At 52.5% G+C, this 25,023-nt stretch carries 24 protein-coding genes; 11 read left to right on the top strand and 13 right to left on the bottom strand.

What is annotated here, in order from left to right; translation table 11 throughout:
- Nucleotides 1–6 precede the first annotated feature (6 nt).
- The 3 genes from IEY39_RS06205 (at nucleotide 7) to IEY39_RS06195 (ending at nucleotide 2,352) form a co-directional block, all read left to right on the top strand.
- Complete coding sequence (locus IEY39_RS06205) at nucleotides 7–903, top strand: N-acetylneuraminate synthase family protein (RefSeq protein ID WP_188929549.1); 897 nt, start codon at nucleotides 7–9, stop codon at nucleotides 901–903.
- Between the two features lie 28 nt (nucleotides 904–931).
- Nucleotides 932–1,915 (top strand): sterol desaturase family protein, encoded by a 984-nt coding sequence (locus IEY39_RS06200; protein ID WP_188929547.1) that lies wholly within the window; start codon nucleotides 932–934, stop codon nucleotides 1,913–1,915.
- Between the two features lie 71 nt (nucleotides 1,916–1,986).
- Nucleotides 1,987–2,352 carry a DMT family transporter gene (locus IEY39_RS06195; RefSeq protein WP_188929545.1) on the top strand — a complete coding sequence of 122 codons (366 nt, stop codon included), beginning with the start codon at nucleotides 1,987–1,989 and terminating at the stop codon, nucleotides 2,350–2,352.
- Between the two features lie 122 nt (nucleotides 2,353–2,474).
- Here IEY39_RS06195 and IEY39_RS06190 read toward each other — a convergent pair whose 3' ends face one another.
- Nucleotides 2,475–3,638: a BamA/TamA family outer membrane protein gene (locus IEY39_RS06190; RefSeq protein WP_188929543.1), complete on the bottom strand. Its 1,164-nt coding sequence runs from the start codon at nucleotides 3,636–3,638 to the stop codon at nucleotides 2,475–2,477.
- 300 nt (nucleotides 3,639–3,938) lie between these two features.
- On the opposite strand from IEY39_RS06190, the gene IEY39_RS06185 reads away from it, so the two are divergent.
- On the top strand, nucleotides 3,939–4,406 hold the full coding sequence (locus tag IEY39_RS06185) for a hypothetical protein (protein ID WP_188929541.1): 468 nt from the start codon (nucleotides 3,939–3,941) through the stop codon (nucleotides 4,404–4,406).
- A gap of 669 nt (nucleotides 4,407–5,075) precedes the next feature.
- On the opposite strand, the gene IEY39_RS06180 is transcribed toward IEY39_RS06185, so the two are convergent.
- The 6 genes from IEY39_RS06180 to IEY39_RS06155 form a co-directional block, all read right to left on the bottom strand.
- The gene (locus IEY39_RS06180; protein ID WP_188929539.1) at nucleotides 5,076–5,783 is read right to left on the bottom strand and encodes a DUF92 domain-containing protein; all 708 of its coding nucleotides are present in this window, start codon (nucleotides 5,781–5,783) and stop codon (nucleotides 5,076–5,078) included.
- 160 nt (nucleotides 5,784–5,943) lie between these two features.
- Complete coding sequence (locus IEY39_RS06175; protein WP_188929537.1) at nucleotides 5,944–6,744, bottom strand: SOS response-associated peptidase; 801 nt, start codon at nucleotides 6,742–6,744, stop codon at nucleotides 5,944–5,946.
- 24 nt (nucleotides 6,745–6,768) lie between these two features.
- Nucleotides 6,769–7,266, bottom strand: coding sequence for a hypothetical protein (locus IEY39_RS06170; protein WP_188929534.1), 498 nt, complete (start codon nucleotides 7,264–7,266; stop codon nucleotides 6,769–6,771).
- A gap of 188 nt (nucleotides 7,267–7,454) precedes the next feature.
- Entirely contained in the window at nucleotides 7,455–8,015 is a 561-nt protein-coding gene (locus IEY39_RS06165) for a hypothetical protein (protein ID WP_188929532.1), read from the bottom strand.
- Between the two features lie 95 nt (nucleotides 8,016–8,110).
- Entirely contained in the window at nucleotides 8,111–9,433 is a 1,323-nt protein-coding gene (dinB, locus tag IEY39_RS06160) for a DNA polymerase IV (protein ID WP_229688791.1), read from the bottom strand.
- A 1-nt stretch (nucleotide 9,434) separates the two neighbouring features.
- The gene (locus IEY39_RS06155) at nucleotides 9,435–12,419 is read right to left on the bottom strand and encodes a DNA polymerase III subunit alpha (RefSeq protein WP_188929530.1); all 2,985 of its coding nucleotides are present in this window, start codon (nucleotides 12,417–12,419) and stop codon (nucleotides 9,435–9,437) included.
- Between the two features lie 250 nt (nucleotides 12,420–12,669).
- On the opposite strand from IEY39_RS06155, the gene IEY39_RS06150 reads away from it, so the two are divergent.
- From IEY39_RS06150 to IEY39_RS06140, 3 genes are all read left to right on the top strand, one after another.
- On the top strand, nucleotides 12,670–12,945 hold the full coding sequence (locus tag IEY39_RS06150; RefSeq protein WP_229688790.1) for a hypothetical protein: 276 nt from the start codon (nucleotides 12,670–12,672) through the stop codon (nucleotides 12,943–12,945).
- Between the two features lie 282 nt (nucleotides 12,946–13,227).
- Nucleotides 13,228–14,832, top strand: coding sequence for a T9SS type A sorting domain-containing protein (locus tag IEY39_RS06145; RefSeq protein ID WP_188929527.1), 1,605 nt, complete (start codon nucleotides 13,228–13,230; stop codon nucleotides 14,830–14,832).
- 64 nt (nucleotides 14,833–14,896) lie between these two features.
- A complete protein-coding gene (locus tag IEY39_RS06140) occupies nucleotides 14,897–15,838 on the top strand; it encodes an alpha/beta hydrolase family protein (RefSeq protein WP_188929524.1) in 942 nt (313 codons plus the stop codon).
- 59 nt (nucleotides 15,839–15,897) lie between these two features.
- Here the strand turns inward: IEY39_RS06140 and IEY39_RS06135 are convergent, their stop codons facing one another.
- Together IEY39_RS06135 and IEY39_RS06130 are read right to left on the bottom strand one after the other, a co-directional pair.
- Nucleotides 15,898–16,383, bottom strand: a complete 486-nt coding sequence (locus tag IEY39_RS06135; RefSeq protein WP_188929522.1) for an ATP-binding protein — start codon at nucleotides 16,381–16,383, stop codon at nucleotides 15,898–15,900.
- Between the two features lie 228 nt (nucleotides 16,384–16,611).
- Complete coding sequence (locus tag IEY39_RS06130; protein ID WP_188929520.1) at nucleotides 16,612–17,475, bottom strand: OmpA family protein; 864 nt, start codon at nucleotides 17,473–17,475, stop codon at nucleotides 16,612–16,614.
- A 351-nt stretch (nucleotides 17,476–17,826) separates the two neighbouring features.
- Here IEY39_RS06130 and IEY39_RS06125 point away from each other — a divergent pair, with 351 nt between their 5' ends.
- Nucleotides 17,827–18,018 carry a hypothetical protein gene (locus IEY39_RS06125; RefSeq protein WP_188929518.1) on the top strand — a complete coding sequence of 64 codons (192 nt, stop codon included), beginning with the start codon at nucleotides 17,827–17,829 and terminating at the stop codon, nucleotides 18,016–18,018.
- Between the two features lie 9 nt (nucleotides 18,019–18,027).
- Here the strand turns inward: IEY39_RS06125 and IEY39_RS06120 are convergent, their stop codons facing one another.
- Entirely contained in the window at nucleotides 18,028–20,424 is a 2,397-nt protein-coding gene (locus IEY39_RS06120) for a glycoside hydrolase family 3 C-terminal domain-containing protein (protein ID WP_229688789.1), read from the bottom strand.
- A gap of 138 nt (nucleotides 20,425–20,562) precedes the next feature.
- Between IEY39_RS06120 and IEY39_RS06115 the strand changes: the two genes are divergently transcribed.
- Nucleotides 20,563–21,084: an SRPBCC family protein gene (locus IEY39_RS06115; RefSeq protein WP_229688788.1), complete on the top strand. Its 522-nt coding sequence runs from the start codon at nucleotides 20,563–20,565 to the stop codon at nucleotides 21,082–21,084.
- Nucleotides 21,085–21,101: 17 nt separating this feature from the next.
- Here IEY39_RS06115 and IEY39_RS06110 read toward each other — a convergent pair whose 3' ends face one another.
- The gene (locus IEY39_RS06110; RefSeq protein WP_188929516.1) at nucleotides 21,102–21,809 is read right to left on the bottom strand and encodes a Crp/Fnr family transcriptional regulator; all 708 of its coding nucleotides are present in this window, start codon (nucleotides 21,807–21,809) and stop codon (nucleotides 21,102–21,104) included.
- A 102-nt stretch (nucleotides 21,810–21,911) separates the two neighbouring features.
- Between IEY39_RS06110 and IEY39_RS06105 the strand changes: the two genes are divergently transcribed.
- Nucleotides 21,912–22,241 carry a hypothetical protein gene (locus IEY39_RS06105; protein ID WP_188929514.1) on the top strand — a complete coding sequence of 110 codons (330 nt, stop codon included), beginning with the start codon at nucleotides 21,912–21,914 and terminating at the stop codon, nucleotides 22,239–22,241.
- The gene (locus IEY39_RS06100; protein ID WP_188929512.1) at nucleotides 22,219–23,859 is read left to right on the top strand and encodes a SulP family inorganic anion transporter; all 1,641 of its coding nucleotides are present in this window, start codon (nucleotides 22,219–22,221) and stop codon (nucleotides 23,857–23,859) included. Before IEY39_RS06105 ends, IEY39_RS06100 begins: the two co-directional genes overlap by 23 nt.
- A 44-nt stretch (nucleotides 23,860–23,903) precedes the next feature.
- Here IEY39_RS06100 and IEY39_RS06095 read toward each other — a convergent pair whose 3' ends face one another.
- The gene (locus IEY39_RS06095; RefSeq protein WP_188929510.1) at nucleotides 23,904–24,272 is read right to left on the bottom strand and encodes a YccF domain-containing protein; all 369 of its coding nucleotides are present in this window, start codon (nucleotides 24,270–24,272) and stop codon (nucleotides 23,904–23,906) included.
- A gap of 53 nt (nucleotides 24,273–24,325) precedes the next feature.
- Nucleotides 24,326–24,946 carry a response regulator gene (locus IEY39_RS06090; RefSeq protein WP_188929508.1) on the bottom strand — a complete coding sequence of 207 codons (621 nt, stop codon included), beginning with the start codon at nucleotides 24,944–24,946 and terminating at the stop codon, nucleotides 24,326–24,328.
- Between the last annotated feature and the right edge of the window lie 77 nt (nucleotides 24,947–25,023).

Genomic DNA, 25,023 nt, shown 5'->3' with positions numbered 1-25,023 from the left:
TAATGTATGAACACCAAATTTCGAGTAAGCCCTAACAGAAGCATTGGCGCAGGCCAGCCCGTGTATATCATTGCCGAGATAGGCATTAATCACAACGGCAGCCTCGACATTGCAAAGAAGCTGATCGACGAGGCGGTTGCAGCGGGTTGCGATGCTGTAAAATTCCAGAAGCGTACGCCTGAGCTCTGTACACCCAAGGATCAGTGGCATCTGGAAAGGGACACACCCTGGGGTCGGATGACCTATATCAACTACCGGAAGATCATTGAACTCGGTTATGATGAGTATACCGCTATAGACGCCTATTGCAAGGAGAAAGGGATCGACTGGTTCGTCTCCTGCTGGGATGAGGAGTCGGTGGATTTTATGGAGCAGTTCAACCCGGGAGTTTATAAATTTGCATCAGCGTCTTTGACTGATCATGCCCTGATCGAAAAAGTAAAGCAGACGGGCAAGCCTTATATTTTGTCTACCGGGATGTCTACGATGGAGCAGATAAAGAGCGCAATCGATAAGTTTGGTACGGATAATTTGCTTATTGCGCATTCGACCTCGGCCTATCCCTGTCCGCCGCAGGAGCTCAACCTTCGGATGATAGAGACCCTGGCCGATCTTTACCCCGATACGCCGATAGGTTATTCCGGTCATGAAACGGGTCTGGCTACGACGGTGGCGGCGGTTGCGATGGGGGCTTGTTTTGTCGAAAGGCATTTTACGCTTGACCGCGCCATGTGGGGTTCTGACCAGGCTGCGTCCGTAGAACCGCAGGGGATGCAGAAGCTGGTGAGGGATATCCGCGATGTGGAGCTGGCACTGGGAGATGGCATCAAGCGGGTGTATGACAGCGAAATGGGTGCGATGAAACGCCTGAGAAGGGCGCAGTCGACGAGCACAACCTTATAAGCCTATTGGCGCACATTATATTTGTTCCATGGGAACCATTGTTTATTATACTACCGGAATCCTGGTTTTAAGTGTTTTTGTCTTCATCTGGCTGGAGCGGAAGTTCCCGTATACGAAGGGGATTCCCATCTTCAGGGATGGATTCTGGGTAGACCTTATCTGGTATACCTTTATTCAGAGCTATTTTCTAAAGATATTCATCTTTGGGTTTCTTATCGAGCCGATGCGGCGGAGCTGGCACCTGGAGTCGATGCATTGGCTGGATGGCTGGCCGATCGCGCTGCAGGTGCTGCTCTTCCTGGTGATCCATGATTTTTATATCTATTGGTTTCACCGGGCGCAGCATCACTCCAAGCTGCTTTGGCGGACGCATGAGGCGCATCATTCGAACAAGGAGGTGGACTGGCTTGCCGGGACGCGATCGCATGTGGTGGAGATCATCATCAATCAGACGATCGAATTTGCGCCGATCGTGCTGCTGCTGGGGCCGGATTCGCCCGTGGTGGCCATTAAGGCGTTGATCGATGCGGTGTGGGGGATGTATATCCATTCGAACATCGATGTGCGCAGCGGGAAGCTGCAGTATGTCATCAATGGTCCCGAGATGCACCAGTGGCACCATGCAAACGACAGGGCGGTGTTCTATGCGAATTATTCCACCAAATTCGCCATCTGGGACTGGTTGTTCGGGACAGCCTATCTTCCCGGGCGGAAGAAGCCTGCAGAGTATGGGTTATATTATGACTATCCAAAAGACTATTTTCTGCAGCATTGGTTCTCGTTAAAGCGGATGGATGAAAAGAAGCTGGTGGAGCGGTATCCGCTTTTCCGCTGGTATTATTTTTCCCGTCAGCGGTTGATGCAGTGGGGGATGCGGAAGCTGAAGCCGGCGGCGGGGCAGGAGTCTTCCGGGGTACAGGATGTTGCTGTATCGGAGGCTTCGGTGGGTGGGGCGGAGGTTGCTGTGAGTGGACCGCAGGTAGTAGAAGGCCTGGACCCGGCGAGGGCGTAAATAGACGGGGCCCGGAGGGGGTATGACTAAGTGGAGGCCCGGGGGGAGGGCGTAAATTTTTACAATTAATTATGGCCTGGATATATCTTTTTGTGGCGTCGGTGTTTGAGATCGCGTGGACCTTCTCGCTTCGTTTTATGGACGTAAGCGAGCTAAAGAAGGTGCAATGGCGGGCGGCTTTTAATCATTGGAGCCCCTGGGCCATCGTGGGGCCATTTGCCGGCTATATCGTGTTCGGGCTGGGTAATATCTATTTCTTTTCTTTGGCTATGAAAGAGATTCCCGCGTCCACGGCGCTTGCTGTTTGGATGGGGACCGCGCTTATCGGGGTGAAGCTGGCGGAGATGATCTTCCTCAAAGCGCCTTTTGAATGGCAGCAATTCTTTTTTATGGGGTTGATCCTGGTTGGGATCGTTGGATTGAAGAAGATGGCCTGAGCGGGCGCGACCGCGGCTGAGGAAGCCCGGGCCAGAGCGGGCCACGGGCCCGCTGGCCGAAGGCCCGACATTAGCCATTTGGCGGCGAGGGCTTATTTTCCGAGGAAAGCCCGAGCCGCCAACTAAAATGCTTCCCTTAATTGTACGGTAAAGGCATTGGAATGTTTTGCAATGCCGTAATCTATGCGCAGGTTTAGCTTTTCCTCCTTGCTGAGGGCAAAGCGCGCTCCTGCTCCATAGGTGTAGTGGAGCCCGTCGAGTTCGAACTTACTCACAATGGGAGCTACTTCGCCCATGGCGCCGAAGACTACCATTCCGAATCGCCAGAACAGGAAGCGGCGGTATTCTGCCTGGTAGGCCATGAGGCATTTGTCTGTAAAACGACCGCCATAATAGCCACGCATCATATCCGCACCACCCAGCTCTTCCAGCTTGCGGAAGGGGGTATTGCCGAAGGTGAGCCCGCCGAGTCCCTGGAAGGCAAGAACCTCTTTGGGGGAGATGTGGAGGAATTTCCGGAGATCGATGCTCAGGACGCTGAAGTTGAAATCACTCGCCAGGAATCTGTCAAAATATTCATACTGGATCTCGGCGAAAAACCCGCGATCGGGGCTATAGGCATTGTTTCGGGTATCCCAGGACAGGATGGGGCCGATGCCGGAGGTGTTGCCCCCATGCCGGCCCGTGATATTCTCCTGATCGATGATGTTGCCGGGGGTATAGACTACGCCTCCGGTGTGCTGGAATTCGTAAGTGACGCCCAGATACATGTTACCATGCACGCGTTTGAGGAATTGGGGGTTAACAAAGTATTGTTTTTGGGCGAACCCTACCTGATCGGTGGCGTGCGTGTGATTGCCCAGTCCCCAGAAATCGTCGGGATAATAACTATAAGAGGCCTGGAATCGGGCTATATGATCTTCCTTTGGAAAGAAGACGGTGGAGCTGAGCACGAGGATCAGCTGTGACCGCAGGGTGTAAAGACCAAGCAGGTTGACGTCCGATGTACGGATGGTAGTATCGTGTTTTTCGGCCTTGAAGAAACGGGCGACAACGCCACCGAAGCCCCAGTCGGTTTCCAGCGAGCGGACGGCAAAGGGGAAGGCCAGTAAGTTCTTATTGGCGGCGGCAACGGAAGTGTCTTTATGCGGCAGCTGGGGTAATTTGATCGTAAAGGGAGCGAGATCCTTCGCAGTGGGCACGGTGTCCGAAGGAATACGGTTCCGTTGCCCGAAGGCCAGTACGGAGAGGGATAATAATAAAAAAATAAAGAGACATGCTCTCATAATAATCTAATGGTGTCTTTCGGGTTAGCTATAACAGAAAAGCGCATGTTGGGTTCGCTGGCCGGTTGGCCTGCAAAAACAGCGCCGCAAAGATGACTTAAAAAATATCCTTGATCAAATTTTGGAAAGATAATCCCAAACTGGGACGATTGGCAGGGGGGTAAGGGTTTTTAATTAGTTTGAAATCAGTGTTTTGAGAGTTGGTATACCAATTGTCTCTACATGTATGTCCGCAGTTGATGACAAAAAACTTCGAGACGAGAATCAAACAACTTTAATCATTACCCTAATACTTAGATTATGACATTCGCCACCTCCCAGGAATTGCAAGTAGGAATTTTGAAGAGCAAGATCATGGAATTGCAGAGTGCTTTGTTTTTCACTGAAAGCCTTTCGATAGTAAAGCTTCCGACACATGTAATTTCTGATGTGGAATTGGATAGCGAAGGACAAATCTGGTTTGTGATCCCGAAGCCTGCGATGCATATTGAAGCGTATGACAAGGAGATGGCTGCTAAGCTTGATTTCTTTAAGAAAGGAAAGGATTTCTTTGTGAAGTTGAGGGGTACCGCTTTTCTGCAGACCGATCTTGCAGAAGCCAACGGCAACGCAGAGCTGTCTGCCGGGATGAAGGCGAGGATGAGTGATGAGGAGGTGATCGCGGTGAAGATCAAGATCCAGGATTTCGAACTGGTGGACAATAGTCCCAAGCCTGCGCAAAACTGGTTGCGGGCGAGCCGGAGTCAGCTGTCAAGCTGGTTCTTCTAAGAGAGTGCATACTGCGCGTGTTACATATAGGAAGCAGAGTCCGCGACTTAGTTCGCGGATTTCTGTTTTTGGGCGGACCCATGGCCGGGGCCCTGGGTGACGGTGGCGCAGGCGATTTTGGCGGTGCTGGAAAAGGAGGGGCAAAAAAAAGGTCCACTGTAGAAACAGTCGACCTCTAACGATTGCTTGCCATATGAAAACTCTTTATCTCGATGGGTGCCCAACTTTTATTAGTGTTCGTCAAGCGCCCGGATTATCTCGTCTTTGATGATACAAATATAGTATGCTTTTCCGGTGAGGTGCAAACAACTTAATGTTAATTCTATTATCTCAAAGCCGTGAAAGTTTATGTAAAACCCTTGCTGGTGCTGTGTTTCATCGATTTTTTAATATGAAGCCCAACTGCAAAATCAGGTAGTTTTACTTATCACCGTCCTGTACTGTCCTGTACGGGTTTCCGGGTAGAATATATCGGAAATGCCCCGCCACCGGCGGCTTCTGAATGCGACTGACCGGCCACCATGCGGCAGCCGGCCAGCGGATAAGGCTGAATGACTATGGCCTGATCGGTGCAACCCTGCGCACCGTGTGAGCGAATGTAAAGATAAGGGATTTGCTAAATAATTTGGCAAAATGAGGCGGATTTTTTTGGGGGTCCGGGGCGGGGCGTCAGTAAAGGACGGCGGCGATGAGGGCTGCGGCGAGTGTGTTGAGGAAGTTGACGGTGTCGTTGGTGAGGAGCCCTTTTCGTTCGAAGAGCGCTCCGAGCAGGGAGTCGATGAGATTGCCGGCTGTTCCCGCCAGGATGATGATGGCGATGGGGCGGATATTCCATCCCGTTGTACCTGCGTAGGCGGCGGCGATGAGGGTGGAGCCGGCGATGCCGAGCAGCAGACCTTCGATGCTGACGACCCCATCGAGGCCTCGTTGGTCGGGTTTTAGTGTGAGCAGGTGATAGAAACGCCGGCCATATACCATACCCAATTCGGAAGCGAGCGTGTCTGCGGTGGCGGAAGAAAAGCTTGCGGCCATCAGCAACAGGAAAAGGGGTTTGTCAGCGGGTAACAGGATAGCCAGCAATCCAGCGATGGCGGCTACACCGGCGTTGGCGATGACCTGCCCCGCGCGTCTTGTCGTCTCATGGGCAGCAGTACCCCGCACCAATAGCTTATCCTGTTTTCTCCAGGAGGTGGCGGCTGTCCCCAGGATGAAGAACAGGGCGAGGAACAACAGTCCCGGGTAACCGCCACCGGCATAGATGGCGCTGCCGGTGATGACGCCGGTGATGGCTGCTGCGGGTGTCAGCTTTTTCCAGTAGATGCTGGCTGCAGCGCCGGCGAGTAAGAGCAGGATGACGATGAGATCGGATGCGCGCATTTTGGCGATTTGGAGGCCAAAATACAAAAATCCATGAGCGGTAGACGGGCAGGGGATATTTTTGAGTAGTATTGCGCCTTATTGCTTGTAATACTTTATTCTCTGCATTAATCACTGTCTGCATTAGCCTTGGTAAGGTGGTTGAAGAGACTACCTCACTTTAAAAGAGCGCTTTCTGCGTTTGTCCGTCGTCGTTTCCCAGTGGTGGGAGGTCGGGGTAAACATAGGGAGCGTTCTTTGGTTTTCCGTCGAGCCGGGCCGTTTTGCCGCGGATGCTAAAGACGGTATTGGCGATTAGCTGGTCGGAAGGTATCTCATAGCCCAGGATGCGGGCTATGCCATCGTCCGTGAGATCGGGTTTAAGCCATTCCAGTTCCATTTCTTTTGGTAGAAATAGAGGCATGCGAAAAGCGTTGTCGCCGCTGTTGTGGATCTGGCGCATGAGGGGATTGGCCGCGCGGGTAATGAGGGTGAACATGCCTCGCATTTCCCCTGTCTCGGGGTCGGATGGCATATTCGTATTATAATGATAGAGACCGGGGATGCAGAAGAAAGGCCGGTTCTTTAGTTGGATGTAGTATGGGATCTTATTCTTCCAGCCTTTTACTTCCCGGTGTTCGTAGATGCCGGTGACGGGTATCAGGCAGCGGGTCTTGCGGATGCGGTGCCAGAAGGAGCGTTTGTCGTCGAGTATTTTTTCGCTTCGGGCGTTGACCATCGACCGGCGCATGGTCTTGATCTTTTCGGGGGTATTCATGTATTCGGCGATGATGCCCCATTCAAAAAACTTCCGGTGGTAGTGGCTTTTTTCAAAATCGATGATGGGATAACGGTTATATCCCAGGGCCATGAAGTGCGCGCCCATGTCGAGATCGAAGTGGATCTCCCCATCGTGGGTAAGATCGGGGAAATAATCATCTATCAATTCCAGAGCGGAGTAGAAAGCGATGTCAAGGCACATGGTTCAATTATTTGCTGGTGGTGATCAATATTTTTCAATCAGGTCGAAGGGTATGGTGTCGTCCTCGCCGGCGAAGCTGAATTTAAGAAATAGTTGCCCAAATTCCTCATAGAGGCCGATTTGGATCTTGTCGCCTTCTTTTTGGACCCGCCATGCGGGATGATGGCGGCGGAGGTAATGGCGCATTTTCTCCTGGTAGCGGGGCGGCGGCTTCCATTCCACTCCCTTTCTTGCCGCATAGAAGATCTTGTATCCAAAGGGCTGGCCGGCTGCGATCTTTAGTTTTTCCAGGTGTGCGGGATCGTCAGCGTCGTAGAGGAAAGCATTCCCATCGGCGGCGAGGGCGGTCAGGTGGTTGTCGGCCGCCGGCTTTTCTTCGTCGTCATAGCCCCGGATGAGGAAGGCGGCGATGAGGCGGGCTTCCATTCCGCGGGGGAAGGTCTGCCGGACGAACCAGCGTTTGCCTTTGGAGAGCTGGTCCTCCAGGAGGCCCCGGGTCAGTAAAGGCAGCGGGTTGTACATGACCTGTAAATTACGGTTTTTACCGGCCTGAGGGAGGTTTGGAGGGCGTAGGGGGGACAAAAAAACCGCCCCCCCAGGAGGATGATCCCCCGGGGGAGCGGCGGTTGGTAAGGTCTTTTCGGTCTAAATCCGTGACCGGCTTTTTGGGGCTCAAAACAGGCAGGCGCCGGTGGATGGCTATGGTTTGGTTACTCAGGCTTTTTTAGTGCGCCGCTGGTCTGCTTATCGTATTGGACTTCGACCAGTTTCAACATTTCGGAAAGTTTTAGCTCAAAGAGTCCGCCGATGGCGCGAATATCCCCGATGGGGAAATTGTCCACATTTTTCAGGTATCGATCGAGGGTGGCGCCTTTTCTGCCGATTTGCTCGGCCACCGTATATTTATGAACGTACTTGAAGATCTCGTCGAGACAGGTGATCGTCCCTTCTTCGACGAGCGGCTTTATCGCCGCATATTTCTCTTCTTTCTCCTGATCGGTTTTGAGCCGATGCCCGGGGTGTTCTGTTTCTATCAATATTCCCATTTCGAATGGCGCCAGTCTGCAATTGGTGCTGAACAACCTTATTTCCTGATAAATGAAATCATCGGGATTTTCGATCAGCTCTTTGAAGCGATTCTTTTCTTTCCCCAGATCGGTCGCTACCACGGTGATCGGCACCAGCCTGAATTTGAAGATATCACTAAGCTTCTTTAACCTTCCACTTGTGAACATCGGCCTGACGAGATCATATCCATTATGCTTAGCCATTTTCAAAATACGTGGTTATTGCTTGGTTCAACTACCGCCGAAGCATAGGTTTGACGCCCCATCTCCCGAGTATTGACCTTTTGCATCCCATTTTATTACTTTCCATATCCCCCTTTGACCCCCACGGCCCTTACTAACAATTGTTCGCCATAGCGGCGTTTGATGGAGTCTATCGACTGGTAGAGCCGGATTATTTCCTGGGTGTCTTCATAGAGTTTGATCTGGTAGTTACCCGGCACCAGGCGGGTAAAGCGGATGCCGAGAAGGCGGATAAGCATGCGGCGATCGTACAGCTTGTCAAAGACTTCCTGGGCTGTCGCGAGCAGGATGTGGTCGGCATTGGTATAGTCGATGGTCTTTTGTTTTACTACGGTGTCGAAGTTGGAATAGCGGAGCTTGACGGTGACGCAGCCGGTGAGTTTGTCCTGCCGGCGCAGTTCGAAACCGATGGATTCGGTCATCCTCACCAGTTGGGCATGGAGGAAGCCGAGGTTGATGGTGTCGGTCTCGAAGGTTTGTTCGGTGGAGATAGATTTTTGCTCCCGGTAGGGGATAATGGGTGATTCGTCGAGGCCGTTGGCTTTTCGCCAGAGGTCGATGCCATTCTTCCCCAGCATCGTGCCGAGCATTTCCATGGGGATATCGCTCAACGTCTTTATCGTCTCCACGCCGCGCCGGATGAGCTTGTAGGCGGTTTCTTTTCCGATGCCCGGCAGTTTGGATACCGATAGCGGGGCCAGGAAACTTTTTTCGCCGCCGAAGGCGATCTCGAGCTGTCCATTGGGTTTTACTTCGTTTGTGGCCACTTTGCTGATGAGCTTGTTGCTGGCGAGGGCATAGGATACGGGCAGGCCGCTTTCCTTTATTACTCTTTTCTTTAGTTCGCGGGCGAAGAGGCTGCAGCCGAAGAATTTGTCCATTCCGGAGAGGTCGATATAGAATTCGTCGATGGACGCTTTTTCGAACAGGGGGACATTGTCCTGCATGATCTCGGTGACGAGCCGTGAATATTTCGAATAAGATTCCATATCACCCCGGATGATGATGGCTTCGGGGCAGAGGCGCCGGGCGAGTTTGATCGGCATGGCGCTGTGGATGCCGAATTTCCGGGCCTCATAGCTACAGGCCGCGACGACACCGCGGTCGCCGGAGCCACCTACGAGCAGCGGCTTGCCTTTCAGGCTGGAGTTCTTCAGACATTCCACCGACACGAAGAAGGCGTCGAGATCGAAGTGGGCGATGTGACGATGTGGCCCGGCGATGTCCAGGGTGCTTGGGGGTGCGGCTGAGGCTGGCGAGGGTGCGGCCGGCGGGGGTACAGTTGGCGAGGCTGCGGCTGACAGGGAGGCCGCCGGAGGGGCGGCCGGCGGGAGCGGTATGGCGGGGGAAGATGAGGCGGTATGGCGGGGGGCAGACATGTCAGACAGTTTGAAGTGTTCGGGTTTTTATTCCTGCTTTTTCGATGCGGGTGACTTCGATGTTGTATACGCCAAAGTCTTCGATCACTTTTCCGGTGATGCGATAGAAGCCGGCCTGGGGCGGATGGGCGGCATGGATAGGCGGGAAGTGCACGGTGTCGATCCAGTCCTTGTTCGCATCGAGGAAAGTGCCGAAACTCATCGTATCGCCTTTTATCGTCCGAACGGGTTTATGGGTGATATGATAGCCCAGAACGGTGACCGTCTCACCGAGATGGCCGGCAAGACTGTGGGCGGGCAGGTAACGGGATGGGTCATCGTCCACCAGGGTGAAAGGATCGCCAGCAGGGAATCCCAGCAGTTCTACATCGTCATAAAAATCATCCATTGGATAGACGGGGAGATCGGGCAGGGTAAACGAAATGGGTGGTTCTTTGAAGAGCGGGTGAGGCATCGGGTTGATGGCCTTTGTCTTCTTTTGCAGAAAATCCCCTTCCCATAGCAGTTCTTTCTTGTTTTTCCCTGTGAAGCGGAGAGCGCCGGTGCGGATGAGGATGTCGAGCTGTTCGGGCGTGACGGCGGTGCGCTGGATAAAATCGGCCAGATCGGCATAAGCGCCATCCCTTTCCCTTTCTTCGAGGATGCGGGTGGCGAAAGTCTGTTCCAGTCCTTTTATATGGACAAAGCCAACATAGGCATCCTTGCCGTGGATATTGGTGTAGTAGTCGCTGTTGTTCACACAGGGCCGGTGTACGTGGGCGCCCGTCTTCATCAATTCATAGAAATACAATTCCCGGCTATAGAACCCGCCGAAGTTGTTGATGACGGCTACGGCGAATTCCATGGGGAAATGGGTTTTCAGGAAAAGGCTCTGATAACTTTCTACGGCATAACTGGCGGAGTGGGCCTTGCAGAAGCTATAGTCGGCGAAGCTCTCGATCTGCCGCCAGACCTCTTCCACTACATCGGTTGGGTAGCCGTACTCCGCGCAGCCGGCAAAAAATTTTTCTTTCAGCATGGGCAGATGGCCTTTTCCGCGGTATTTGGAACTGGTGGCGCGTCGCAGGAGATCGGCATCGGCCATGTCCAACCCGGCCCATTCATGGGCTACCTGGATGACCTGCTCCTGGTAGATCATGACGCCATAGGTGGAGCCCAGGATCTCTTTTAGCTTCGGGTGGGCATATTCGAATTTACCGGGGTTGTTATATCTATAGATGTATTGATGCATCATGCCACTTCGGCCCACACCCGGACGGATGATCGAGCTTGCCGCAACGAGGGTCTCATAGTTGTCGCATTTTAGCTTTTTTATCAGTTGCCGCATGGCGGGTGATTCGATATAGAAACAGCCGATGGTGTTGCCTGCACGGAGCTGTTCTTTTATAGCCGGGTCTTTTTTGAATTTATCTATTTCATGGATGTTGATATCGATGTGGTGGTTGGTCTTTATCAGTTGGATGCATTCTTTTATATGCCCCAGGCCGCGCTGGCTTAGCACGTCCAATTTGTAGAGGCCGATGTTCTCCGCGACGAACATGTCGATCATGGCGGTGGGGAATCCCTTTGGCGGGAGATGGAGGGTACAATAGCTGGAAAGAGGTTTTTCGGAGATGAGGATGCCGCCGGGGTGGATGCTTAGTCCGCTGGGGAAATTCTGAAGGAGTTTACCATACTGGAGGATGGCGCGATGGATCTTGTCGGTGTCCGTTTTCCCAAAGCTCTCGCCCCGGCTGTTGCCGTTGTAGTATCCTTTTACAGCCAGGTCGTCGATCTCGGCTTTTGGAAGGCCAAAGACCTTACCCAATTCCCTGATGATGGCGTTGTACTGGAAGGTAGGATACATGCCCAGCAGGGTCGTGTGATCCCGGCCATACCGCTTCATCATATAGTCGATGATCTCGTCGCGGTCGAGATAGGAGAAGTCGATGTCGAAGTCGGGTGGACTGGTGCGGTGTGGATTCAGGAAGCGTTCGAAGTAAAGATCGAGCTCGATAGGGTCAACATCGGTGATCTGGAGGCAATAGGCGACAAGGGAGTTGGCGCCGCTGCCCCGGCCGACGTGATAGAAGCCCCGGCTTTGGGCATAACGGATCATGTCCCAGGTGATGAGGAAATAGGCGGTGAAGCCCATTTGATCGATGATGCGCAGTTCTTTATTGAACCGTTCTTTTACCTTCTTATTGGCGCCATATCGGAGCCGGAAGCCGTCCCGGGCCAGCTTTTCGAGCAGCACCCGGTCGTCTTCCCGGCTGGCGCTAAAGAGCTGTTTGTTCTTGTCCACTCCGAAATCCATCATTATGGAGCAGGCATCCAGCAGCTTGTAGGTATTGGTGATGACGAAGGGATATTGCCGGAAGGCGGTGAGCAGCTCTACCTGGGGAAGGAAGTATTCCTGCGTTGAGGCGATGTCTTCCGGGGTCAGTTTGGTCAATAGCGTGTTGCGGTCGACCGCCCGGAGGAGACGATGCAGGTTGTAATACGTTTTGTTCTGAAAGGTGACGGGTTGCCGGACGACCCATTTGTCAGGATAGGAAGCCAGGGGTTGTTTTAGCAATTTATTCACTTCTCCGGGGAGCACGCCGATGCGTTCGTTGCTGTTGAGCGCTTCGGGAGATTTATTGCCTAACGGATAGATGATGAATCCGTCCGCCGGGTTATGGAATATGGGGTCGGGGCTATCGCAGGGCGGGAATGGTTTTTTTTCGCGTAAATATTCGGAGAGGAATTCGTTGATGCGTTGGAAGCCTTTGTTATTTGCCGCGATGAGGATATAAAGAAGTGTGTTGTCGTTGCGCACTTCCACGCCGAGGATGGGCTTTATGTTTTGCCGGCCGCAAAACTGGACAAAATCCCAGGCGTCGCAGGTAGAATTGATGTTCGTGAGGATCAGCGTGGTAGCTCCGGCTTCTGCGCCTGCTGTTACTAATTCTTCTGTGGAAAAGGTGCCGTAGTTGAAACTAAAATAGGATTTGCAAAGATACATGGTAGGTCTTGTTGAAAACAAAGCTAATATTTTTAGTCTTTCAATACTAAAATAATTAGTAAATTTGTTTCAGCAAAGAGGCCTTGTGATCCTTTGCTGCAGCGGGTTTCGAAGAAAATGACAAATCGGGAGTTTGACGATGACCGATCGGGGTTAAGAAGATGAATATGTGGGATATGAAAAAGGACACACCAAAAAAATAGTTTTTGAAGGCCTTCAGCTTAGTCAAAAAAAACATTTTATTTGGAATATGGGAACGAGAGATCCGCGTTATGACCTAATTAAACCCATGCTTTCTGAAGGTCAGATTAAATCTTTTGCCGACGTCTTCAAATACATCAAGAAAACCGTTGTTGCCAACGATATGGGGAAGAAGGTGGACCGGTTTACTATCATGATGGAGCAGCCGAAGAAGTTCTCCGTGGCAGATGTATATGAGATGGCCGAGCTGTTCAATATCGATGTGCGGCAGATGTTCGAATTGATCTATAAGGAAGAACTGAAAAAAGCCAATGTTGAACAATAGATAGTTTGTGTCGCGTGTTCCATAACCATTAGCTGTCGAGCCCTTACCTATTGCACAATCCGTCTCCCAGTCTCGACTCGAATTCAGCAACCTTTAGTAAAGAGGCCGCCCCGCAACCGGGGCGGCCTTGTTCTATCCACCCTCTAGTAATACTTGGACCGGGGGGATAATGGTTACCGTTTAACCGGCCGGAGAAAACGCTAATTCGCTTCCATTAACTACATCCTGTTATTAATTTTAATGCGTGGGCTGACCTCTTAAGCCTTTGTAAATACCAAATCCATGAAAACGACCTTTACCCTGACCATGTGGACATTTCTCCTCGTTGCGGGCTGTCTGCTGATCTTATCTTCTTTGTTGCCCGCGCCGGTCACGGCGCAGTCGGCTGTGACGGCACAGTTTACCCATTGGACCAATGCTACTACCTCCACCAGTTATTCCGGCACCGGCGCCACGGGCAATTATGGAAGCGGGTTGACCGGGAATACCTACAATTATGATTTTGGCACGGCCGTGGGCACTCCCAACTTTAACATCCTGGATTCTTTTACCGCTGCCACGCTGAACTATCATTTTACTTACCCGACAACGGTGAAATTCCGGCGGGTGAACAATGCTACTGTTACGGGTTTGCGGAAGTCCTTGTGGTTCGAACAAAGCAGCGGCACGACGGTGAACCCGGGCGGGACGGTCTCGCTCCTTCCGGCTTATGACGACAGCCTGGAAAGCATCTTTTCCCAGGGCCAGATCTTCAACGTCGGGATTGACAACAATTTCCAGAATCAGGGTAACGGTTCGGGTACGAACAACAACAATATCGAACGGGTGGATCATATTATTACTTCCGGCGTCATTGCTTCGGACAATACCAAAGCGGGTTTTGTAGTATTCGACCGGGGGAATGGTGGTGGTCATGACCCATTCTATGTCGCGGCCATCGCTTCTCTGGATGCCAGCGGAAATCCTCTGACGTATTATAACGCCGTGTCGGTGGCCTCCGGCAGCTATGGATTTGATGTCAGCCCGTTGATGAACTATATTATCCTGCGCAAGAATCAGTTTGGCCCTGTCGATGCGCACCTGCTGATGATGAACAATTCCACCAGTCAATACCGGGACGGGGTTTTCATGAATTTTCAAGCGCTCGGGGTGCCCAACGGCACAAAGATCTATGGGTATTCCCTTTTTCCTGCCGACCTGGGCAGTACGGCTGCTGCTAACCTGGTGAACTATAACAATGCCGCTAATTTTCCCACCAATTCGAATTTCGCTGCCGGGGGCATCGACCAGGTGGCGGTGTCGGGGCTCTGGGTGACCAATGCCTCCTATGTAGTCTTGCCCGACCGGGTGAACAGCTTTGCCGCCAATCCGGCGGATGGTAAGGTTGAGCTCGATTGGGCGCTTGGTGCGGTGGATGACATCGGAAAGCTGGTGGTGGAAAGGAGTGCTGACGGCGAACATTTTACTCCCTTGATGGAATTCGCGGCCCCCCTGACGAGCCAGCAGACGGCGGTCGATGTTCAGCCGCTGCCTGGTGAGGACTATTACCGGCTGAAACTGGTGGACCTGCGGGGTATGGAGGCTGCTTACAGTACAGTGAGCCGGGTGGTGTTGGGCGTCGCGGCGGGTGTTAGCCTGTCGGTTTACCCCAACCCGGTGACGGGTAAGCGGATCAGCTATACGGTGCAGGGATTGCAGCCGGGGACCTATGGTCTTCGGGTTGTGGATATGAGTGGGCACCTGGTGGCAGGGCAGTCCCTTTCCGGGGGATCGGTGGTCGCCGGGAGCCTGGCGTTGCCGGCGGGTCTACCGGCGGGCGTCTATTCCCTCCAGCTGGTCGATAAGCGGGGCAACGGGGTGATTGCGACATCGGTGGAGTGCAATTAGACGGCAGTGGAATGCAATTAATGACGTAACTTGAGAGAAGGACCGAAAACTAACGGAACTTCTTATGAGAAGAGTATTCGCGGCCGTATGGGTATTTTGGATCACTTTGGCCGCAACTGCACAGGACACTGCCCGGCCATCGATGGATACCGCCCGGCCACAGGAGCCGGTGAAGCCCTACCCTTATGAAGCGGAAGAAGTACAGTTCGCCAACAGCGGAGCGGGTATCACGCTGGCGGGCACGCTTACCCTGCCGCCCGGCAAGGGTAAATTCCCGGTCGTCATCCTGATTGCGGGGGGCGGATCGAACAACCGGGATGAAGAAATTTTCCAACACAGACCTTTTTTGGTGATAGCGGATGCACTTACCCGCAGAGGGGTTGCGGTGCTACGATACGACTGCCGGGGGATAGGGCAGTCTACCGGCGACTTCGGCAAGGCTACGACGGCCGATCTTGCCACGGATGTGGAGGCGGCCATTGCTTATCTCAGGACGAGAAAGGAGATCAACGCTCACCGGATGGGGCTTATCGAGCATGGGGAAGGCGCCATCCTCGCTCCGATGGTGGCGGCGCGGCGGGGGGATGTCCGGTTTATCGTGCTGCTGGCGGGGCAGGGGTTGCGGGGTAAGGAAGTCCAGTTGCAGCGGCAGCAGCTTATGGCGCAGGCGGGGGACAGCCTGGGGCAGGATAGTATGCGGCACCGGCCGGCGGATTACCTGGCCTACGACCCCGATTCCGCGTTGGAGCAGGTGAGATGCCCTGTGCTGGCCATGGCCGGGGCCAAAGATCTGGAGGTGGCGCCGGAGGATAATCTTGTCGCTATCGGCCGGGCACTGGAGAAAGGCGGGAACCGGCATTTCGAGGTGAAGGAGTTTCCCGGTCTGAACCATTATTTCCAGGAGTGTACGACAGGCCTTTTACCGGAGGTTGCGAGTATCAAAGAGACCTTTTCGCCGGTGGCGTTGGGGTATCTTACAGATTGGGCGTGGAAGCAGGCGAAATAGGGGCGGTTCAGGCAGCTTGCGGTGGAAGGCCAGGAGGGATCTGGGTATAGGGTTTGCCGTCAGGCGGCCAGCAGGCGGTTGGAGATGCTAAAAGAGACATTTGTACAGAGGCTGTCGTCGTTGTCGACGCTGATGCTTCCGCCGAGTTTTTCCGCCGCGTACTGTATCTTCCGGTATTCGGTTGAAATGGCGTGATAATAGTAGGTTCCTACATCTTTGACACAGATGATCGTCCGGTCTTCAGCAACCAGCACTGCGATTTGGATGAATTCGTTTTTCCTGCCTGCGACGGCACTGTGAATCATACTCCCCAGCACATAGGCCAGCATGTTCTCGTCGGCGTTGATGGCGAGGTGTTCGGGTATGCCGTTGAAGAGGATGTTGCCGTGCCGGAGGGCGAGGGGTTGCAGGCCGGCGAGCAACTGATCGATCATTCGGTGCAAGGAGACTCTTACAGAACCGGCGGGTGGCGGGGTGACAGTCTGCGCGTTCTGCGGGAGGGGTCGTTGAAGGGTGGTGCTGGAAGCGAAGAACTGGGTTTTCATAACGAGTCAATTATTGTTCAGTGGTGTTATGCAGTCGGCTTAGGCCTCGTGTCATAACGAGTATATTTATACAACAAATTAACGGTGGGAAAGACGCTAACGCATCAAGGGAAGGCGGCTTGTTGCCAGGATTAAGTTTTATAGTCTCCACGGCTAAATACTTCCCAGTAAAAAAAGACCCTGGCCGTGAGACCAGGGTCGGGAAATCGTTTATTGTGCGAAGCCGGGTTACACGCCGGGGGTCTGCAATAACCGGTAGAGTTCGTCGAGTTTGGGGGAGAGGATGATATCCGTTCTCCTGTTCTGTGCTCTTCCTTCCGGGGTGCTGTTCGGCTGTACGGGGTCGTATTGACTGTGGCCGGAAGCGATGACTCTTGTGGGGTCGACGCTATAGTCGGTAGTGAGGATGCGGACGATGGAAGCCGACCGGGCCAGGCTGAGGTCCCAGTTGTCCTGGAATTTTGCGTGGATCGGGATAGAATCGGTGTGACCTTCGATGTCGACAGTGATATCCGTATTCTGGTTGAGGACCGCGGCCAGTTTGCCAAGGGCATCCTTCCCTTTGGGATTGACCACTGCGCTACCGGAGGGGAACAGCAGATTCTCCTGGAGGCTGACGTATACTTTTCCGTTCTTGATGGACACGGTGAGTTCGTTAGATTTGAACCCGACCAGGGCCTTCGTCATTTTCTTTCTGATCTCCTCTATCGCTGCTTTTTGCTTATCCATCAGGGCCTGCAGGCGTTCGAGCTTGGCCTGTTGGTCGAGGAGGTCTTTTTGGTTTTTGCTCAGGAGGGCATTGCGGTTTGTGGCATCGGTCTGTAAGTCGCCGATTTTTCCATTCAGCCCGGCGATCTGCTGGTTAAGGCCGGCGATGACCTGATTGAGCGAGTCGATCTTTTGAGCTGCTTGCTTCTGGCTCAGGGACATGTTGGATTGCAGGTCTTTTACTTTGTTGGCGAGTTGTGCGCTGTCATATCTGGCTGATGCCAGGGCTTGTTGTACAGCGTTGAATTTATTTGTGGGGACACAACTTGCGAAAAAAAGGATTCCTGCGAAGACTGCGGTGGGGAAGGAAAGTTTTTTTGTCATAAACAAGTTACGATCTTTTTGTTGCTAAAATACGCTATAGGAGCATTTTGCGTGCCAAATATACGCAGTGAGCATTAAAAGACCGCTAGAATAGGGTTAGAAGGGGATTAGAATGATAAAAAAATTATTTTTTTGTCCGGTTTGCCAGTGTGGGCTTGTCTTGGATACAAAACATAGCTTAATTTAAAAAGACAGTCATCATGGAGAAGTTCTTATTGCTTATCCGGGAGGACCTGAAGATCAGGGATAAAATGTCCCCTGAGGAATTTAACCGCAATGCACGATTGATGGCTAAATGGATCGAATCCATGGCCCAGACAGGCAATTATCTGCAGGCCGAACCTTTGCTCAATGGTGGCAGGTATGTGGGCCGGGCATCCTTTCCCGTATCACTATTTCTTGTTGAATGCCGCTTTGGGAAAGCTTTATCTGCTGGAAGGGGACCCGGTGAGGGCAAAGGAATTCCTCACCAGGGCCCTTGGGCAGACGACGAGAAGCCGGGAGATAGCTTTTATCCAGGGATTGCTGGATAAAACAACGTGAAGCCAGGGGTTATTTTTTTACTGGTTTTAGTTCGGTGAATGGGGTTTGCGGGGTCAGCGTTTTTTCATCTTTTTCGGCGACGATATCCTTTGCCAGGTTGAAGGTGGCGGTTTGTTTGATGTCGATATCGTCAGACGAGGCGCCGATCTTTACGGTATATTTTCCGGCATCCGCTATCCATGCCGATGCGGTTGTGTTATAAGAAGCCAGGTCGGCCGGCGTCAGGGTAAACGTCAGGGTTTGGCTTTCCCCGGGTTTCAGGAGGCTTGTTTTGGCGAATGCCCTGAGCTCTTCCGCCGGCTTATCCAACTTATGGACAGGCGCGGTGAGATAGAGCTGGACCACCTCTTTGCCGGCGACTTTTCCGGTGTTGGTGACCGTTATGGAAGCCGAAATGGTGTTGGTAAAGGTGGGCGAGCTGAGCTTCAGATCGCTGTAGCCGAAGGTTGTGTAGGAGAGGCCATAGCCGAAGGGGTATGCGGGTTTGACCCCGAAGGTGTTGTAATAACGATAACCGACGTAGATGCCTTCTTCGTATGTCACTTCGGCGGGAATGGCTTTCATTCCCAGCATGCCCGTAGTGGCTTTCTCGGGGAATTCTTTGCCGGGGAAGTTTTTGGCCGAGGGGACGTCGTCATAATGGACAGGGAAGGTGGTGGCCAGCTTACCGGATGGGTTTACTTTACCGCTGAGGATGTCCGCTATAGCGTTGCCGCCTTCGAGTCCGGGCTGCCAGGCGAGCAATACCGCATCTGCGTTGTCTTCCCACTGCGTAACATCCGTCACACCGGCGATGTTGAGCACTACTATGACCTTTTTGTTTTTTGCATGAAAGGCGGCGGCGACGTTGGCGATGAGCTGCTTTTCGGTTTCGCCCAGATAAAACTCACTCACTTTTCTATCTGTCCCTTCGCCGGAATTCCTGCCGATGGAGATGATGGCGATGTCGGCGATAGCGGCCTGGCGGGTGATCATATCGGGGGCGATAGGATATTCCTGGATGGGCGGAGTGGGGTTCATGAACTCCTCGAAAAAGCCTTTTTTCGGGTGTTTGGCGTTCTCCTGTGCGATGTATTCGTTATAGGCCGTGTACAGGGCGCCGTCTTCCATCAGGCCGGCGTGGAAAAGGCCTTCGGCCAGCGAGACGGTGTAGAGTCTGTTGACATCACCGCTGCCCGTTCCGCCGGCGATGAGGTTGAAGGCGTTGATGCCAAAGAGTGCGATGTGGCTGTTGGCGGCGATGGGCAGTGTATTGTTGTTATTCTTTAACAGGACCATGCTTTCATCGGCGGCTTCGCGGGCGATCTGGGCGTCTTTTGTCAGATCGGGCTGGTCGGAGTACTTGTCTGCCTTGAAGGTGCCGGATTGCAGGACGATGTTGAGGATGCCTTCCACATTGCGATCGAGCGCCTTCTCATCCAATTGGCCGCCTTTTACTGCATCCACGATCTTTTTCACCTGGTCGGCTGTGCCGGGCATCAGCAGGTTGTTGCCGGCTTTCATTTGTGCAACCGGGTCTTTTCCGCCGAACCAGTCTGTCATGACAAAACCTTTGAAGCCCCATTCGTTCTTCAGGATGGTGGTGACCAGATCGGGGCGTTCGGAGGTGTAAACCCCGTTGATGAGGTTGTAGGAGGTCATGACGGTCCAGGGTTGGGCTTGTTTTACGGCGATCTCAAAACCTTTCAGGTAGATCTCGCGCAGGGCGCGTTCGCTGACGACGGTGTTGACGGAATTCCGGTCGGTCTCCTGGTTATTGGCGGCGAAATGTTTTATGGATGTCCCGACACCGTTGCTTTGAATGCCGTTGACAAGTGCGGCCGCGATATTGCCTGTGATGAGGGGGTCTTCGGAATAGTATTCGAAGTTGCGGCCGCCGAGGGGATTGCGGTGGATGTTCAGGCCGGGGCCGAGGATGATGTCGACGCCATACTCTTTTGCTTCGCTGCCAAAGGCTACGCCTACCCTTCTTACGAGGGCGGTATCCCAGCTACTGGCGAGAAGGGTTCCTACGGGCCATGCCGTGGCGTAATAGACCCGGCCCTTTCCGGTGTTGAATACGTGTACGCCCGCGGGACCATCGGTGACCACGATGGGGGGGATGCCGAGGCGGGGTACGCCCCGGGTCACGCCGGAAGCCCCGGGTACTTTCTTTTGTGCTTCGTTGAGCTGGGCGGAATTCATGCCCGGGAAGTTGGCGCCGGGGATATAAAAACCATTACCTACTACCAGGTTGGCTTTTTCCTCGAGGGTCATGGCGGCGATGACTTCGGCGGTGGAGTTTTTGCCTAATTGCGGCAGGGTGTTTTGAGCCTGGGCAGGCATGGCGGTTGCGGTTGTGACGGCGGTTGCGGTGGTTATGGCCCAGGCGCGGAGCCGGGCGAATGGCAAGCAGATAATTCTCATTGAGTCATTTTGACACAATGTAAATATTTTTTTATTTGAGAAAATGGAAATAAAAATAAATTTGCGCAACCGATCGGTTGCCCGTATATTTGCAACTGAACGGTTGCCAAATATTGGAAAATCTAAAAATAAAAAACCATGATGAAGCGAGAAACGGTCTTTTCAAAAGACCTTCCAAACAAGAGACTGACAGTTGTAAGGGAATTCGATGCCCCGCTGGAGCTGGTGTGGAAAGCCTGGACGCGGAGCGACATGCTTGACCAGTGGTGGGCGCCCAAGCCCTGGCGGGCGGAGACGAAGACGATGGATTTCAGGGAAGGAGGTTTTTGGTTGTATTGTATGAAGGGGCCAAATGGGGACCACGCCTGGTGCAGAGTAGACTTTAAAACGATAGCACCTTACCAGCGTATTACCACCGGGGTCTCGTTTTGCGATGAGGAAGGTAATAAGAATCCCGATATGCCGACGATGGATTGGCGGAAGGAGTTCAGCCAGTCAGGGGATGTCACGACGGTGCGGGTGGAGATCAGTTTCCCGCGGGAGGCCGATATGGAGACGATCATCCAGATGGGCTTCCAGGAAGGGTTTACCGCCGGGCTGGGTAATCTTGATGAATACCTTCAACAATATGATCAGGCTGGAGCCGTTCGGGCCAAATGATTGGTTGGAAGCCGGGGTTAACTGAAGTTGGCGACCTTGATCAGTTTTTTTACATCGAGTACGATGATGCGTCTTCCGCGGGTTTCGACGATGCCTTCACTCTTGAATTCCGACAGCATCCGGACGACGTTTTCTCTTGCAGTACCGACGAGACTGGCGAGGTCGTCGCGGCTCATATTGATCTCGACTGGCATGCCGGGTTCAAAATCCACTTTATATTTTTCGCGGACCACTATCAGCTGAAGCGCCAGCCTCTCCCTTACCGAACGTTGGGCGAACAGGGTGAGGCTGTTTGTCAACACTACGAATTCATGGCTCAATGTCTTGAGCAGCCTTCGGTTCAACACATCGGACTGCCGCAACGTCTCCAAAAAATCTTCCTTGGGGATGAATACAATAATGCTGTCCTCCATTACGGCTGCGGAATCGGGATAGTTGTCCCCGGAAAGGATCGCGTGATAGCCTAACAGTTCTCCGGTGTTGGCGACATAGATGATCTGTTCGCGGCCGTCCTTGTCCAACTTATATTTTTTTGCCTTTCCCCGGGCGATATAAAATATTCCCGAGGGATACGCCTCTTCTTTGAAAATGATCTCTCCTTTCTTATAGGCCTGCTCCAACTTCCGGGCCATCAGCAACTTCAAATCTTCCCCGGGCAAATCGGCGAGTATCGATTCACTTTTAAAATCCCACTTCTCTATCGGAAAGATTCCTTGTATACTCATAGACTATTACAAAGCTATCGTTTTAAAAATTGATTTTCCTCACTTTTTTCCGTGATAACTGTCACCGCATCCTGTTCGACATTCTGCTAGATTTACATTGCTATGAAAGGGAAAAGAAAAGGGGGTGAGAACCCCACATCTGCCAGCAGATTGACGAAAGAAAGCCTACAGGAATTAAAAGACCTCGGATTTCGATTTGTGCTAGTGAAGGGATATGCGATAGACAGACGCGCCGATTATATAGAGCTGAATCATTTTACCCTTGTTCCGGTGAGAGAGCTTCCCGAAGACCCCAATGAAAAGGAGATTTATGCGCCGCTGGACAGCGAGATCCTGCTGGAGTGGGCCAGCGATGCGGACAGTGGAGTAGAGGCATTTATAGAACCAGCCATCGGAGCAGATCGTAACCATGTTCAAACCAAAGTTATTTGATACCCTAAAAGGGTATAACCGTCAGCTTTTCCTTAAAGATCTGATGGCCGGGTTGATCGTAGGTCTCGTAGCCCTTCCCCTTGCCATCGCCTTTGCCATTGCATCAGGAGTATCCCCCGAAAAAGGATTGTTCACCGCCATCGTCGCGGGATTTATCATCTCGGCGCTGGGAGGCAGCCGGGTGCAGATTGGCGGTCCTACCGGTGCATTTATCGTGATCGTCTATGGCATCGTGGCCGCACATGGTGTAGGCGGTCTGACCATCGCGACCTTCATCGCGGGTATCATGCTTATCATCATGGGTTTTGCCCGGCTTGGCTCGGTGATCAAATATATTCCTCACCCGCTGATCATCGGATTCACCAGCGGTATTGCCCTTATCATCTTATCCTCGCAGGTGAAGGACCTGCTTGGTTTGAAAATGGGCGCCGTCCCTGCGGACTTCCTTGAAAAATGGAAAAGCTATGTGCAGCATATCGGCACCATAAATCCCTATACGCTTGCTATTGGTGCGGCCACCATCGGGATTATCGTTCTTTGGCCAAAGGTGACGGCTAAAATTCCCGGTTCGCTGGTCGCCATCCTGCTGACCACGGTGCTGATGCAATTGCTTCATTTGCCTGTCGAGACCATCGGAAGCAGGTTTGGGAATATCCCATCCTCTTTGCCCAAGCCTGTGGTCCCCGCTATCGATGCTTCTACGATAAAGAAATTAATTCAACCAGCCTTTACCATTGCCTTGCTGGGGGGCATCGAGTCCTTGTTATCCGCCGTCGTAGCGGATGGAATGATCGGTGGCAACCACCGGTCGAACATGGAACTGGTGGCCCAGGGCACTGCCAACCTGTTCTCTTCCATCTTTGGCGGCATCCCGGCCACCGGGGCGATCGCGCGGACTGCGACCAATGTGAAGAATGGCGGCCGCACTCCTGTCGCTGGAATGATTCACGCCATCACCTTGCTGTTGATATTAATCTTCTTTGGCAGATGGGCTGCCCTGATTCCGATGGCTACGCTGGCCGGCATCCTTATTGTTGTCGCCTATAATATGAGTGAATGGAGAGCTTTTGTTGCGGTGTTAAAAGGACCGGGGAGTGATATAGCCGTTCTGCTTACCACCTTTCTGCTGACGGTGTTGGTCGACCTGACAGTAGCGATCGAGATAGGAATGATCCTCGCCATTTTCTTATTTATGCGTACTATCATCAAGAGCAGTGCCGTGAATCTGTGGAAGGATGAGGGGGATGATAATGGATTGACCGTGAATTATTCGATACCGAAAAATGTCCAGGTGTTTGAAATAAGCGGTCCGTTGTTTTTTGGCGCGGCCTATAAATTCAAGGATGCCATTCGGTTTATCGAAGAGCATCCCAGGGTGCTCATCATCCGGATGCGAAAGGTGCCTATTATCGACGCCACCGGCATAAAGACCCTCCGGGACGTATATAAGGAATCGAAACAGCGGGGGATAAAAGTGATCTTATCGGAGGTGCATAGTCAGCAGATATGGCAGGAGCTGAAGGATGCGAGATTGTTATTTGCCGTTGGGAAGGCAAATGTGACGGATACATTCGAGGCGGCGATCGAGCGAAGTAAGGTGATCGTGGCGGACAGATAGGGAGCACAATGCAGATGCGCATAGGGGCTGCGAAGACCGCGGCATTAGAGGACCTGCTTGCCGAAAGGCATCAGCGAGAGCTCCATCAGCTTGAGATGCTGGCGGGCAAAGGGGATGCCGATGATCGTAATGAACAGCAGAAAAGCGCACAGCAGGTGCACCAGGGCTGTATAGAGCCCGCCGCAGAGCAGCCAGAGTATATTGAAAAAGATGGACAGGCAACCTGTAGCGCTATTGACGGGCACCACCCTGCTCCCGAAGGGCCAGAGCTCGAGGCGGGCCAGCTTGAAGCATTGCAGGCCGAAAGGGATGCCAATGATCGTGAGACACAATATACATCCCCCGACTATATATCCCAGTGCAGCCGCCAGGCCGCCGAAGATGAGCCATATCAGATTGCCTAGTATGTTCATGCGCTGAAAATACGGAATTTCGATCTTAAATTGCAAGCCTATGAGATAGGGCTTTAGAACATCTGCGCCATTTTGCTTAATTCAATGATGTTGGATACCCCCAGCTTTTGCATGATCTTCGCCTTATGCGTGCTGATCGTCGAAATATGTACAGAGAGGATGGCGGCGATCTCCGAAACATTTTTCCCGTCGATGAGGTGATTCATGATCTCCAGTTCTCTCGGGGACAAACTATCGAAGACGTTGTGTCCTTCTCCTTCGAGCACTTCCCGGGTGAGCGCATCCTTCATCCTGGAGCTGATGTATTTTTTGTTGTTGAGGATGTTTACAATGGCTTTGCGGATCTCGGAGGGGGGCGCTTCTTTGTTGATAAACCCTTTTACGCCCAGCTGCAGGTATTTTTTTGCGTATACTTCTTCACTGTTCATGGTGAGGATGAGGACCTTCTGATCGGGTCTGAGGGTAAATATTTTTTTCAGCAGGGCGAGTGAGTCGGTAGAGGGCATGGAGATATCCAGGATTGCGAGATCATATTCACTGGCCTCTATCTTTTCCCAGGTGCTGTTCCCATCCCGGCATTCATCTATTTCCACCTGCATGAACTCACCTTTTAAAAGGAAGATGAGCCCTGTCCTTACGATGTTGTGGTCATCTGCGATCAGGATCTTTTTCATAACGGATCAATTTTTTTTTAATGGTGTTATGCAGTCGGCTGCGCCTCGTGTCATAAAGTATATAGGTATAATGGTGA

The sequence above is a fragment of the Puia dinghuensis genome (genome assembly GCF_014642875.1).
In the GTDB taxonomy this organism is placed as follows: domain Bacteria; phylum Bacteroidota; class Bacteroidia; order Chitinophagales; family Chitinophagaceae; genus Puia; species Puia dinghuensis.
The sequence above is the reverse complement of the archived record's forward strand: the minus strand, read 5'-3'. Positions and strand labels throughout refer to the sequence as shown.